The organism is Pseudomonas oryzihabitans (genome assembly GCF_032027545.1).
In the GTDB taxonomy this organism is placed as follows: Bacteria; Pseudomonadota; Gammaproteobacteria; order Pseudomonadales; family Pseudomonadaceae; genus Chryseomonas; species Chryseomonas oryzihabitans_F.
This window is the reverse complement of the sequence record NZ_JAVSJB010000024.1, coordinates 42,281-54,604: the sequence shown is the minus strand read 5'-3', so window position 1 is coordinate 54,604 and position 12,324 is coordinate 42,281. Positions and strand designations below refer to the sequence as shown.

The 12,324-nt window shown below is 65.6% G+C and carries 11 protein-coding genes; 8 read left to right on the top strand and 3 right to left on the bottom strand.

Annotated features, from left to right (window positions below; genetic code table 11):
- The first annotated feature begins 161 nt into the window (after positions 1-161).
- Complete coding sequence (gene rpiA, locus RND78_RS24725) at positions 162-836, top strand: ribose-5-phosphate isomerase RpiA (RefSeq protein ID WP_312732634.1); 675 nt, start codon at positions 162-164, stop codon at positions 834-836.
- Positions 837-1,113: 277 nt separating this feature from the next.
- On the opposite strand, the gene serA is transcribed toward rpiA, so the two are convergent.
- Positions 1,114-2,343: a phosphoglycerate dehydrogenase gene (serA, locus tag RND78_RS24720; protein WP_312732633.1), complete on the bottom strand. Its 1,230-nt coding sequence runs from the start codon at positions 2,341-2,343 to the stop codon at positions 1,114-1,116.
- Between the two features lie 225 nt (positions 2,344-2,568).
- On the opposite strand from serA, the gene RND78_RS24715 reads away from it, so the two are divergent.
- From RND78_RS24715 to RND78_RS24705, 3 genes are all read left to right on the top strand, one after another.
- Positions 2,569-3,234, top strand: a complete 666-nt coding sequence (locus RND78_RS24715) for a fumarylacetoacetate hydrolase family protein (RefSeq protein ID WP_058774475.1) — start codon at positions 2,569-2,571, stop codon at positions 3,232-3,234.
- Positions 3,235-3,312: 78 nt separating this feature from the next.
- Positions 3,313-4,218 carry an SdiA-regulated domain-containing protein gene (locus RND78_RS24710; protein ID WP_312732632.1) on the top strand — a complete coding sequence of 302 codons (906 nt, stop codon included), beginning with the start codon at positions 3,313-3,315 and terminating at the stop codon, positions 4,216-4,218.
- 71 nt (positions 4,219-4,289) lie between these two features.
- Positions 4,290-5,213, top strand: a complete 924-nt coding sequence (locus RND78_RS24705) for an SdiA-regulated domain-containing protein (RefSeq protein ID WP_312732631.1) — start codon at positions 4,290-4,292, stop codon at positions 5,211-5,213.
- 338 nt (positions 5,214-5,551) lie between these two features.
- On the opposite strand, the gene RND78_RS24700 is transcribed toward RND78_RS24705, so the two are convergent.
- Positions 5,552-6,076 (bottom strand): gamma carbonic anhydrase family protein, encoded by a 525-nt coding sequence (locus tag RND78_RS24700; RefSeq protein WP_312732630.1) that lies wholly within the window; start codon positions 6,074-6,076, stop codon positions 5,552-5,554.
- A 355-nt stretch (positions 6,077-6,431) separates the two neighbouring features.
- On the opposite strand from RND78_RS24700, the gene RND78_RS24695 reads away from it, so the two are divergent.
- The 4 genes from RND78_RS24695 (at position 6,432) to RND78_RS24680 (ending at position 11,888) form a co-directional block, all read left to right on the top strand.
- Positions 6,432-7,883, top strand: a complete 1,452-nt coding sequence (locus RND78_RS24695; RefSeq protein WP_312732629.1) for an anion permease — start codon at positions 6,432-6,434, stop codon at positions 7,881-7,883.
- 944 nt (positions 7,884-8,827) lie between these two features.
- Positions 8,828-10,363 carry an acetyl-CoA hydrolase/transferase family protein gene (locus RND78_RS24690; protein ID WP_312732628.1) on the top strand — a complete coding sequence of 512 codons (1,536 nt, stop codon included), beginning with the start codon at positions 8,828-8,830 and terminating at the stop codon, positions 10,361-10,363.
- Between the two features lie 243 nt (positions 10,364-10,606).
- On the top strand, positions 10,607-11,518 hold the full coding sequence (gene pbpG, locus RND78_RS24685; RefSeq protein ID WP_312732627.1) for a D-alanyl-D-alanine endopeptidase: 912 nt from the start codon (positions 10,607-10,609) through the stop codon (positions 11,516-11,518).
- 109 nt (positions 11,519-11,627) lie between these two features.
- Complete coding sequence (locus RND78_RS24680) at positions 11,628-11,888, top strand: hypothetical protein (protein ID WP_312732626.1); 261 nt, start codon at positions 11,628-11,630, stop codon at positions 11,886-11,888.
- Here the strand turns inward: RND78_RS24680 and RND78_RS24675 are convergent.
- Positions 11,885-12,319 (bottom strand): NUDIX hydrolase, encoded by a 435-nt coding sequence (locus tag RND78_RS24675; protein WP_312732625.1) that lies wholly within the window; start codon positions 12,317-12,319, stop codon positions 11,885-11,887. The two genes, RND78_RS24680 and RND78_RS24675, sit on opposite strands and share 4 nt — an antisense overlap.
- Between the last annotated feature and the right edge of the window lie 5 nt (positions 12,320-12,324).

Here is a 12,324-nt window from a genome sequence, read left to right as displayed (position 1 = left end):
GAGCAGGGTCTTCTTCACGTACTGTTCGAGCATCGGCGAGGCGATCCGGTGGGTGCGGCGGGGGCGAAAAGTCTACTACGGGCGTCCCCGGGTGGGTTAGCCAGGCCGTCCGAGCGGCTATAATCGGCGACCCTTCACCCGTTTTCTCTGCGGATACCCCCATGAATCAGGACCAGCTCAAGCAGGCCGTCGCCCAGGCCGCGGTCGACCTCATCCTTCCCCAGCTTTCCCGCGACAGCGTGGTTGGCGTGGGCACCGGCTCGACCGCCAACTTCTTCATCGACTTGCTGGCCAAGCACAAGCTGGAATTCGACGGCGCCGTGGCCAGCTCCCAGGCCACCGCCGACCGGCTGAAGAGCCATGGCATCACCGTCTATGACCTCAACGGCGTCAGCGACCTGGAGTTCTATGTGGACGGCGCCGACGAAGCCGACGGCCACCTCAACCTGATCAAGGGCGGCGGCGCGGCCCTGACCCGCGAGAAGATCGTCGCCGCCGTGGCGCGCAACTTCATCTGCATCGCCGACGCCAGCAAGCGCGTCGACGTCCTCGGCGAATTCCCACTGCCGGTGGAAGTCATCCCCATGGCCCGCAGCCATGTGGCCCGCGAGCTGGTGAAGCTGGGCGGCGATCCGGAATACCGCGACGGCGTGGTGACCGACAACGGCAACGTCATCCTCGACGTGCACAACCTGCACATCGTCGATCCGGTGGGCCTGGAAGCCAGGATCAACAACATCGTCGGCGTGGTCGCCAACGGCCTCTTCGCCGCCCGCCCGGCGGACGTGCTGCTACTGGGCACCGCCCAGGGCGTGGAGCGGTTGGAGCGCAGCTGAGACCTTGCTATCGCGGCCATGAGGGTCCGCCGAAGCCAGCCGTAGCGTGGAAAACCGCGTCAGCGTTTTCCACAGATGAGCGCGGGCGAGGCCAGTGGATAAGGCTGCGCCGTTATCCACGCTACACAGCTGATCGCGGCCATGGGCCGCTCCTACAGTTGCATCGAGCATCCTGTAGGAGCGGCCCATGGCCGCGATAGTGCCTTCCACCAGCACGCAAGCAAAAAAGCCCCGGTCAGGCGAACCCGACCGGGGCTTTTTCATGGCACCTAGCGGCTTAGAACAGCACGCGGCAACGGATGGTGCCCTTGATGTTCTGCAGCTTTTCCTGGGCCAGGTCGGAGTAGTCGGCGTCGACGTCGATCACCACGTAGCCGACCTTCTCGTCGGTCTGCAGGTACTGACCGGAGATGTTGATACCGCTCTCGGAGAAGACGCGGTTGATCTCCGACAGCACGCCCGGCACGTTCTGGTGGATGTGCAGCAGGCGGTGCTTGCCCGGGTGCGACGGCAGGGCCACTTCGGGGAAGTTGACCGAGGACACCGAGGTACCGTTGTCGCTGTACTTGACCAGCTTCTCGGCCACTTCCAGGCCGATGTTGGCCTGGGCCTCGGCGGTGGAGCCGCCGATGTGCGGGGTCAGGATGACGTTGTCCAGGCCACGCAGCGGCGAGACGAATTCTTCGTTGTTGGAGCGCGGCTCCACCGGGAAGACGTCGATGGCGGCACCGATCAGGTGCTCGTCCTTGATGGCGGCGGCCAGGGCGTCGAGATCGACCACCGTGCCACGGGCGGCGTTGATCAGGATGCCGCCTTTCTTGATGGCGCGGATCTCGCGCTCACCCATCATCAGCTGGGTGGCGGGGGTTTCCGGCACGTGCAGGGTGACGATGTCGCTCATGCCGAGCAGCTCGGTCAGGGAGCCGACCTGCTGGGCGTTACCCAGGGGCAGCTTGGTGACCACGTCGTAGAAGAACACCTGCATGCCCAGGCCCTCGGCCAGCACCGACAGCTGGGTGCCGATGGAACCGTAGCCGATGATGCCCAGCTTCTTGCCGCGGATCTCGAAGGAGTTGGCCGCACTCTTGATCCAGCCACCGCGGTGACAGGAGGCGTTCTTGGCCGGGATGCCGCGCAACAGCAGGATGGCCTCGGCCAGCACCAGTTCGGCCACCGAACGGGTGTTGGAATAGGGGGCGTTGAACACGGCGATGCCGCGCTCACGAGCGGCCTGCAGGTCGACCTGGTTGGTGCCGATGCAGAAGCAGCCGACCGCGACCAGCTTCTTGGCGCACTCGAACACCTCTTCGGTGAGCTGGGTGCGGGAGCGGATGCCGATGAAGTGCGCGTCGGCGATCTTCTCCTTGAGCTGGGCTTCCGGCAGGGAACTGGTGACGTACTCGATGTTGCTGTAACCCGCGGACTTCAGGGTATCCACGGCGGACTGGTGGACGCCTTCCAGGAGAAGGAAGCGGATCTTGCTCTTGTCGAGGGAAGTCTTGCTCATCTGCGTTGAATCCAGGGTTTCCAGGGAGAAGGATGCCGCCGTGCTGCCGGCCAGGGCAGCCAGCGGCGAAAAGGGACGCCATCTTAACATGCACGGCCTGTTGCAGGTCCGATTGCGACCTGAAGCTTTCTCAGTGCGACCATGAGCGCCTCGCGACCAGCACCGCCCCGCGGCCGCCGGTTTTGGTTAAGATCGAAGGCGGACGCCACTCATCAGGAGCACAAGATGGCCTATCAGCACCAGTACCTCGACGGCACCAAGATCCACTTCTCCCTGGGCAAGGTCGTCTGCATCGGCCGCAACTACGCCGAACACGCCAAGGAACTGAACAATCCGGTTCCCACCGAGCCCCTGCTGTTCATCAAGCCGGCCAGTTGCGTGGTGCCGGTGGCTGAAGGTTTCGCCATTCCGACCGACCAGGGCTCGGTGCACTACGAAGCCGAGATCGCCGTGCTGATCGGCAAGCCGTTGTCGAAGAAGCCTTCTGCCGAGGAGGTGCGCGACGCCATTTCCGGCTTCGCCCCCTCCCTGGACCTGACCCTCCGCGACGTGCAGAGCCGCCTCAAGGAAAAGGGCTATCCCTGGGAGATCGCCAAGAGCTTCGACGGCGCCTGCGTGCTCGCGCCCTTCGTGCCGGGCGATGCCTTCGAGGACCTAGCCGACATCCCGGTGCGCCTGACCATCAACGGCGAGGTGCGCCAGGACGGCAACAGCCGTGACATGCTCAATCCCATCCTGCCGCTGATCCAGGCCATCGCCGGACATTTCTCGCTGCAACCGGGCGACGTCATCCTCACCGGCACCCCAGTAGGTGTCGGACCGCTCAATGTGGGCGATGAGTTGGTGCTGGAGCTGCCGGGCGTTAGCCGCTTCGAAACCCGCGTGCTATAAAACCGCCACCCACCGTCGCCGGGCGAGTGCCTGGCGATGGTGCGTCTGGCACCCTGCGACTCTCCAACAAGAAGCCGCATGTCCAGACTCCCTCGCCTCATCCTGCTCCGCCTCCTCCCCGCCTTCATCCTGCTGGTCCTGATCGTCCTCAGCTTCGTCTGGCACTGGAACGACCGGGCGCTGCTCTGGTGGCAGGAATACCGCACGCCGCCGGAGGTGCGTGCCGCTTCCGTCTGGCTGCCGGACTACCAGGCGGTGATCCAGGGTAAGCAGCTGCCGGGCCTGGCCGAGGCCGAGACCTCCGATCTCACCTACGATCCGCGCACCCGTACCCTGTTCGCCGTCACCGGCAGCACCCCCTACCTGGTGCAGCTGAGCCTGACCGGCGACATCCTCAGGCGTATCCCGATCCGCAACGTCGCCAACCTGGAAGGGGTGACCACCCTGGAAGACGGGCGTATGGCCATCGTCGACGAACGCCAACGGCGGCTGTCGCTGTTCCGGCTCGCGGACGATACCCAGGAACTGGACGCCAACACCTTCGAACACCACGACCTGGGCTTTCCCAACGCCGGCAACAAGGGTTTCGAAGGCATCGCCTGGGACCCGCGGCGCCAGCGGCTGATCCTCAGCAAGGAACGCGATCCGGCCGCCCTCTTCACCCTGGCCAGCGATGGCCGGGGCGTCAGCGGTAGCCTGCAGCCCTTTCCACTGGAGCAGCTGGTGATCGACTATTCCGCGGTGGCGGTGGATCCGCGTACGGGTCATCTGCTGGCGCTGTCCGACCAGTCCCACACCCTGGTGGAACTGACCGCCGAAGGCCAGCCGGTCAGCTTCATCAGCCTCAGACGCGGCCTGCACGGCCTGGAGGCCACCCTGGAACAACCGGAAGGCGTGGCCCTGGACGAGGCCGGCAATCTCTACGTCATCGGCGAGCCCAACATCTTCCATGTATTTCGCAAGGTGTCCGCGCCGACGCGATGAGCGCTTATTCAGCTTGAATTCAGCCAGGCGCCCTTAGGCTGCGCGGCAGAGCTGCAGAAGGACCGCCGTCGATGTTTCCTTTGTTTTCCCTACGTTTTTTCGGCGCCGCCCTGGGCGTCGCGCTGTTGCTGGCCCTGACCCTGGTGGCCCAGCAGCATCGCCTGCTCGAGCGGCTCTGGTTCAATGTCCAGAACCAGTTCCAGGCAGAGAGCCGCCAGGCCCGCTCGTTGTGGTTGCCGGACTACCGGGTCGCCATCGAGGCCCGTCCCATCGGCGAGGACATCACCGATGTCTCGGCGCTGAGTTTCGATCCGGATCGCCGTACCCTGGTCAGCGTCACCAACAAACCGGCCCGCTTTCTCGAACTGGACCTGGACGGCAAGCTGCTGCGGCAGGTGGACCTCAAGGGCTTCAGCGACCCGGAAGCCATCGAGTACATCGCGCCGGGCGTCTACATGATCAGCGAGGAGCGCCGCCAGCGCCTGGTGCGGGTGCAGATCGGCGCCGATACCCGCGCGGTGGACATCGACGACCGCAACGTCAGCCATCCCTTCAGCCTCAGCGACGTGGAAGGCGACAACCGCGGTAACGAAGGGCTGGCCTACGACGCCGCCCGCGAGCGCTTCTTCGTCGCCAAGGAGAGCGATCCGGTACGCATCTACGAGATCGACGGCCTTGGCAGCCAGGCCTTCGAGGGCCTGCAGGCGCTGTCGCTGCGCACCGATCCCCAGCGTGATCGCCGGCTGTTCGTGCGCGACCTCTCCAGCCTGCAATTCGACCCCGGTACCGGCCACCTGCTGGCGCTCTCCGACCAGTCGCGCCTGGTGCTGGAACTGGACGACGACGGCAAGCCGATCAGCTCGCTGTCCCTGCTGCGCGGCCAGCACGGCCTCAGTCGCAGCGTGCCCCAGGCCGAGGGCGTGGCCATGGACGACCAGGGCCGGCTCTATGTGGTCAGTGAGCCGAATCTGTTCTATCGCTTCGAGAAGCCGTGAGGTGGGGGCCAGGCCGTGAGCTGATGGGCGGGCCGTTGCAGACAAACGCCTGCTCGGATAGCCCCCTCTCCCCTTGGGAGAGGGTTGGGGTGAGGGCGCGCCTAGCAACGAATTCCTGCCTGCTTTTGTGTCGACGTAAGGTTTGATCGCAGCCATGGCGATCTGCCAACGCGGTCGCTCCTGACTGCTTCTGTGCCGGATTGATGTTTGATCGCGGCCATGGGCCGCTCCTACAGGGGAGTGATGCTTTTGTAGGAGCGGCCCATGGCCGCGATTAGTCAGACGACCCTCACCCCCGAGAGGGGGTCATCTAGCGCGAAGCGCGGCTCCCGAGCCCCCTACTCCCCCTGCTCGAACAACTCCTCCAGATAGCGCCGCGCATTGGCCACGTAGACCTGGGCATTGGCCGCCAGTTGCGCCTGCTGGGCGTCACTCAGGGTACGGACCACCTTGGCCGGCGAGCCGAGTACCAGGGAGCCGTCGGGGATCACCGCGTTCTCGGTAACCAGGGCGTTAGCCCCTACCAGGCAGTGGCGACCGATGCGCGCGCCGTTGAGCACCACGGCGTGGATGCCGATCAGACTGCCGTCGCCGATCTCGCAGCCGTGCAGCATGGCCTGGTGCCCGACGGTCACGCCGCGGCCCAGGGTCAACGGCGAGCCTGGATCGGTGTGCAGCACGGCGCCATCCTGCACGTTGCTGTCCGCGCCGATGTGGATCAGTTCGTTGTCGCCACGCAGCACCGCGCCGAACCAGACGCTGGCGCCCTCGTCCAGGCGCACCTTGCCGATCACCGCAGCGGTAGGCGCGACCCAGCTCTGCGGATGGGCCTCGACACTCTGTTTTCCCAGGCGGTATTTCATGCTGCTGATCCTCGTCTTGTTGTACGTATGGGACAGCCGGATTGTTCGCCGGTACCGGCCAAGGGTGCAATCGATAGCCGAGACGGCATCCAAGCTTGTTGCAAATCGTTCTCGATAAATAAAGAATGTTTCGGGGAACCCTGGCCCGCTGGACTGCGACGAATGACCACGGCCAGAGCGCTGGGCAAGGGCTGCGGCCTTTGCAAAGCTTGCCGCCGCTTGAGCCAGTAGTGCGCAGGGAATCGCGATCCGGCTAGACGGGCGGCTCTTCGCTTGCAGAGAAAGGGCACGCCAGCTGTCGGCCGCGCCTGGCTCCAGCAGCCATCCCGAGACCACCGCAAGCTGCGAGAGCCCGATGCGTACCACCTGGAAATTCCTGCTGCCCCTGGCCGTCGCCGGCCTCCTGGCCCTGCTGCCCGCACCGGACGGCCTGGCCCCGCACGCCTGGCTATACTTCGCCCTGTTCGCCGGGGTGGTGGTCGGCCTCATCTTCGAACCCCTGCCCGGCGCGGTGATCGGCCTGATTGGCGTGGCCCTCGCCGCCCTGCTGGCGCCCTGGGTGCTGTTCAGCCCGGAGCAACTGGCCACGCCGGGTTTCCGCCCGCCCCAGGAGGCGTTGCGCTGGGGCCTGGCCGGCTTCGCCAACAACACCGTCTGGCTAATCTTCAGCGCCTTCATGTTCGCCCTGGGCTACGAGAAGACCGGTCTCGGCCGGCGCATCGCCCTGCTGCTGGTCAAGGCCATGGGCCGGCGCACCCTCACCCTGGGCTACGCGGTGATGCTGGCGGACCTGGCCCTGGCGCCCTTCACCCCGTCCAACACCGCGCGCAGCGGCGGCACCGTCTACCCGGTGATCCGCAACCTGCCGCTGCTCTACGATTCCAAACCCAACGACCCCAGCGCCCGGCGCATCGGCTCCTACCTGATGTGGGTGGCGATCTCCTCCACCTGCGTGACCAGCACCCTCTTTCTCACCGCCCTGGCACCCAACCTGCTGGCCACGGCCCTGATCGAGAAGACCGCCCAGTTGCACATCAGCTGGGGCCAGTGGTTCATCGCCGCCGCCCCCATGGGCATCCTCCTGCTGGCCCTGCTGCCGCTGCTGGCCTATTGGCTGTATCCGCCGGAGATCAAGCGCAACGACCAGGTCCCGCTGTGGGCGGCCAAGGAACTAGCCGCCCTCGGTCCGCTGACGCGCAACGAGAAGCTGCTGCTGGCCCTGGTGATCGGCGCCCTGGCGCTGTGGATCTTCGGCGCCGCCTGGGCCGATCCGGCGCTGGTGGGCGTCCTGGTGATCGTGCTGATGCTGCTGCTGAAGGTCATCACCTGGGACGACGCCCTGGGCAACAAGGCCGCCTGGAACACCTTCGCCTGGTTCGCCACCCTGGTCGCCCTGGCCGATGGCCTGACCCGGGTCGGCTTCGTCAGCTGGTTCGGCCAGTGGGTCGCCGGCCACCTGGGTGGCTTCCACGCCGGTACCGCCATGGTGGTACTGGTGGTGGTCTTCTATCTCGCCCATTACCTGTTCGCCAGTACCACCGCCCACACCACGGCGTTGCTGCCGGTGATGCTGGCCGCCGGCATGGGCATCCCCGGCATCGACCTGCCGGTGTTCGCCCTGCTGCTGGGCACCTCGCTGGGGCTGATGGGCATCATCACGCCCTACGGCACCGGGCCGAGTCCGGTGTACTACGGCAGTGGCTACCTGCCCAGCGCCGACTACTGGCGGTTGGGGACGATCTTCGGGGCGCTGTTCCTGTTGGTGCTACTGGGGATCGGGGTGCCGTGGATGATGGTGGTGGCGTGAGGGGGGTGGGCTGAGGCCCGTGTCTTGGTGGCTCGGGCGAAGCAGCGGAGGTTGGGTTGAGCGATAGCGAAGCCCAACGAATAGGAGCCGCCTTAGCTGGCTATCGAGTGCCTTGACGCTTTTTGTTTCGCCCCCTCGGGCGACTCACTTTTTTCAGTCGCGAAAAAAGTAAGCAAAAACGCTTGCCCCGGTCATCCGGCCCGGCGCGAAGCGCCGGGTCCACTCACCCCAGCGCCGCTCCGGGGTCGGCCTACACGGGCCGTCCATCGCCCGTTAGGCCTCTCGCCGCATCCATGCGGCTCGACCCACTCCACGACACTGGGGCTCGCCCTCCTGAACGGGGCGGTTTCGCCAGCCTGAAAGTTTTGGTTGAAGAGCCACTAACAGCTCGTAGCGTGGACAACGGCGCAGCTTTGTCCACTGATAGTGCCGGTACCTTCCAGTGGAAAACGCTGCGCGGTTTTCCACGCTACGACCGAACTCCGAATCCTCAAGCTGACGTCCCGTCCCCATCAGTGAGGCCGAGTTCCGGTGTCGTGGCGGGGGTTGCGAGGCAGGACGCCGAGCGAGGCGCGAGGGGCAGGAAGCCCCTTCGTGCCGTGCCCCTGCCACGGCGCCGGAGCGAGGGGACCCGGAGCGCAGCGGAGGGCCGAACTGTTGGGGTGTGCTTTCTTTTGCTTACTTTTCTTTGCACAAGCAAAGAAAAGTGAGTCGCCGGCCAGGCGAAACAAGAACTCTCAGCAAAGCTCGATAGATAGTCTGGGCACCGATAGAAAGGTACCACTGTCAACGCCGCACCGTTGGGCTTCGCTATCGTTCAACCCAACCTACGCCCCTCCCTAAAATTTCCCTCCCACCCGACCTTTTGCTTAGGGACCTAAGCATCCCTTCGGCGTAGAATCCACATTCTTAGTGTGCTTTCGATAACACCCGCAGAGGTCGTCATGTCCCACCGTATTCGCCACCCCGGCTTCGCTGCCAAACGCCAGAGCGCCGAGCAGGCCGCTCGGTTCATCCGCCACGGCATGACCGTGGGCATGAGTGGTTTCACCGGGGCCGGCTATCCCAAGGCCGTGCCCGGCGCCCTGGCCCAGCGCATCACCACCAGCCACGGCGCCGGCGAGCCCTTTCGCATCAAGGTGCTGACCGGCGCCTCCACCGCGCCGGAGCTGGACGGCGCCCTGGCGCGGGTCGATGGCATCGAGTTGCGGGTGCCCTTCCAGTCCGATCCGGAGTTGCGCAGCCGCATCAATGCCGGCGGCCTGGAGTACATGGACATCCACCTCGGCCAACTGGCGGAAAAGGTGCGTTACGGCTTCTTCGGCAAGATCGACGTGGCGGTGGTGGAGATCGCCGCGATTCGTGAAGACGGCCTCCTGGTACCTTCCTCCTCGGTGGGCAACAACAAGACCTGGCTGGACATGGCCGATGCGGTGATCCTCGAGGTCAATCGCTGGCAACCCGCTGCCCTGGACGGCATGCACGACATCTACACCGACGGCGCCCTGCCACCCCACCGCACGCCCATCCCGCTGGCGCATCCCGGCGACCGCATCGGCTCGCCCTACCTGGAGGTACCGCTGGACAAGGTGGTGGCCGTGGTGGAGACCGATGCCCCCGACCGCAACAGTCCGTTCAAGGCCCCGGACGCCGCCTCCCAGGCCATCGCCGCGCACCTGTTGGACTTCCTCCGCTTCGAGGTACGCCAGGGCCGCATCCCGGCCAACCTGCTGCCGATCCAGTCGGGCGTGGGCAATATCGCCAACGCCTTCATGCAGGGCCTGGCCGAGAGTGAATTCGAAGGCCTGACCGCCTTCACCGAGGTGATCCAGGACGGCATGCTGGAATTGCTCATCAGCGGCAAGATGGAGCTGGCCTCGGCGACCTCCTTCTCCCTGAGTCCGGTGGGCATCGAGCGCTTCCTCGAGCATGCCGAATCCCTACGCCAGCGCATCATCCTGCGCCAGCAGGGAGTGAGCAACCATCCGGAACTGGTGCGTCGCCTGGGCTGCATTGCCCTGAACGGGATGCTCGAAGCCGACCTCTATGGCAACGTCAACTCCACCCACCAGATGGGCACCGGGATGATGAACGGCATCGGCGGCTCCGGCGACTTCGCCCGCAACGCCTATCTGTCGGTGTTCATGGCGCCGAGCACGGCCAAGAACGGGCTGATCTCGACCCTGGTGCCCATGGTCAGCCACGTCGACCACACCGAGCACGATGTCTCGGTGATCGTCACCGACCAGGGCCTGGCCGACCTGCGCATGCTCAGCCCCAAGCAGCGCGCCCGCGCCATCCTCGAGCACTGCGTGCACCCGAGCTTCCGCCCGGCGCTGGAGGATTACTTCGAACGTGCCCTGGCCGGCAGCCACGGCAAGCATACCCCGCACCTGTTGCCCGAGGCCCTGGCCTGGCACGAGCGCTACCTGGTCACCGGTAGCATGCTCGGCCCCGCCGCCCAGGAAGCCCACGACTGAAAGGCAAGGCGCCCGGCTCCGTCCGGGCGCCCATTCGCTCCGCCATCCCTGCCGCCCGTCGCCCATCTGCAACTAATTGTGACTTTTTCCCAGCGCGCTGTGTAAAAAGCTGACCTGTCGGATTCCCAGCCGACAATCCGGGTGATAAAAGACGTGAAATCTTTGCGCAATGTCCTTGATCTGCAAGGCGCATTGCCGTTCGCGGTTGTTCTGACCCCGCCCCCCTTTTCGAGAGCTGCCACCGTGAAGATCTGTCATCAGTTTGCCGGCCTGTTGCTGGCTGGCTTGGTCGGGCTGAGTCCGGCCGTCCTTGCCCAGACCCCGCCGAAGGTCAAGGCCGCGGCCGCCGCTACCGCGCAGCGCCTGGCCTCCAACCACGCCCTGGTCGTGGACCTCAAGACCAACCAGGTATTGTTCGCCCAGAATCCCGACCAGGTCGCCCCCATCGCCTCGGTGACCAAGCTGATGACCGCCATGGTGGTACTCGATGCCAAGCTGCCGCTGGAGCAGACCATCGATATCGACATCAGCGAGAACCCCGCCATGCGCGGCATCTTCTCGCGGGTACGCCTGGGTAGCCAGCTGAGCCGTCGCGACATGTTGCAACTGGCGCTGATGTCATCGGAAAACCGCGCCGCCACCAGCCTCGCCCACCACTATCCAGGTGGCCAGAAGGCCTTCGTCGCCGCGATGAACGCCAAGGCCCGCGCCCTGGGCATGAAGAATACCCGCTACGCCGAGCCCACCGGGTTGTCGCCGCTCAACGTCTCCACCGCCCGCGACCTGGTGACGCTGCTCAAGGCCACCGAGCACTATCCGCTGCTCGGCCAGCTCAGCACCACCCCGGAAAAGACCCAGGCCTTCCACAATCCCAACTATGTGCTGGGCTTTCGCAACACCAACCACCTGGTCTACAACGCCGACTGGAGCGTGCAGCTGACCAAGACCGGCTACACCGACAAGGCCGGTCACTGCCTGGTGATGCGTACCGTGATGGCCGGCCGGCCGGTGGCCTTCGTGGTGATGGACGCCTTCGGCAAGTTCACCCACATGGCCGACGCCACCCGCGTCCGCCGCTGGCTGGAAACCGGCGCGCTGAGTCCCCTGCCGGGCGCGCCCAAGGCCGGTCGCAACACGGTACTGGCCCGCCAGTGACCAGCGCCTGAGCGAGACCCAAGCCGCGTCCTTGACGCGGCTTTTTCATGGGCGCGGCACCCTGGGCGGCAGCGGCGGTCTAGCCTTTGACCACGCAGGAGCCCGCGTCATGACCGACCTTCCTACCCCGCAGCAATACTACGAGACCCTCACCGGCCGCTGCTGGCTCGACGACGTACGCGAATGGCGCCGCCTGCAGGCCGAAGCCCAGGCTGCCGCCGACCGCTACCTGGCCTGCCCGGACGACTTCGGCACGCCCGAGCGCGACCGCCTGGAACAGGAGTGGCGAACCATCAATGAAAGGGCCGGGGGCTTCTGGCAGCGGATGTGGGGAAATCTGGATCGTCGGGACAGTCGGCAAATGCCCTAGGCAGACCTGACGAGCTCCAGCAAACCCTCGGGCACCAGCCGGCAGTGCTCATCGAAGGAGTCGAGCGAGCGCCAGGACGCCACGAAAGCCTGACCATCGCTCTCTTGACCCGCTAGCTCTGCTTGGCCGTAGAGCCGCTGATCGGCGAAGCTGGCCGAGTAGACCAGCACCAGCTCGTGCCCCGGTCGCCCGGCGTAGGTGAACAACGACTCCAGGGTGCCCAGCAACTGTACCTTGGTCAGCTCGGCACCCAACTCTTCGTGGATTTCCCGGCGAACGGCCGCTAGACCTCGCTCGCCAAATTCCACCCCACCCCCCAGGGGCCGGCAGAAACGCCGGCCATCATGCGGATCCTGCGCCTCATTGACGAGGATGCGATCATCCTGGCGCAGGATGCACAAGGCTAAAACCCGAATCTGGCGCCGCGTCATACTCC

Excerpts from the sequence above, each read along its gene's own strand:
- RND78_RS24680 (WP_312732626.1), top strand. The coding sequence starts at position 11,628 with ATGACCGACCTTCCTACCCCGCAGCAATACTACGAGACCCTCACCGGC.
- serA (WP_312732633.1), bottom strand. The coding sequence starts at position 2,343 with ATGAGCAAGACTTCCCTCGACAAGAGCAAGATCCGCTTCCTTCTCCTG.
- RND78_RS24675 (WP_312732625.1), bottom strand. The coding sequence starts at position 12,319 with ATGACGCGGCGCCAGATTCGGGTTTTAGCCTTGTGCATCCTGCGCCAG.
- RND78_RS24715 (WP_058774475.1), top strand. The coding sequence starts at position 2,569 with ATGGCCTATCAGCACCAGTACCTCGACGGCACCAAGATCCACTTCTCC.
- RND78_RS24690 (WP_312732628.1), top strand. The coding sequence starts at position 8,828 with ATGTCCCACCGTATTCGCCACCCCGGCTTCGCTGCCAAACGCCAGAGC.
- rpiA (WP_312732634.1), top strand. The coding sequence starts at position 162 with ATGAATCAGGACCAGCTCAAGCAGGCCGTCGCCCAGGCCGCGGTCGAC.
- RND78_RS24705 (WP_312732631.1), top strand. The coding sequence starts at position 4,290 with ATGTTTCCTTTGTTTTCCCTACGTTTTTTCGGCGCCGCCCTGGGCGTC.
- RND78_RS24695 (WP_312732629.1), top strand. The coding sequence starts at position 6,432 with ATGCGTACCACCTGGAAATTCCTGCTGCCCCTGGCCGTCGCCGGCCTC.
- RND78_RS24700 (WP_312732630.1), bottom strand. The coding sequence starts at position 6,076 with ATGAAATACCGCCTGGGAAAACAGAGTGTCGAGGCCCATCCGCAGAGC.
- RND78_RS24710 (WP_312732632.1), top strand. The coding sequence starts at position 3,313 with ATGTCCAGACTCCCTCGCCTCATCCTGCTCCGCCTCCTCCCCGCCTTC.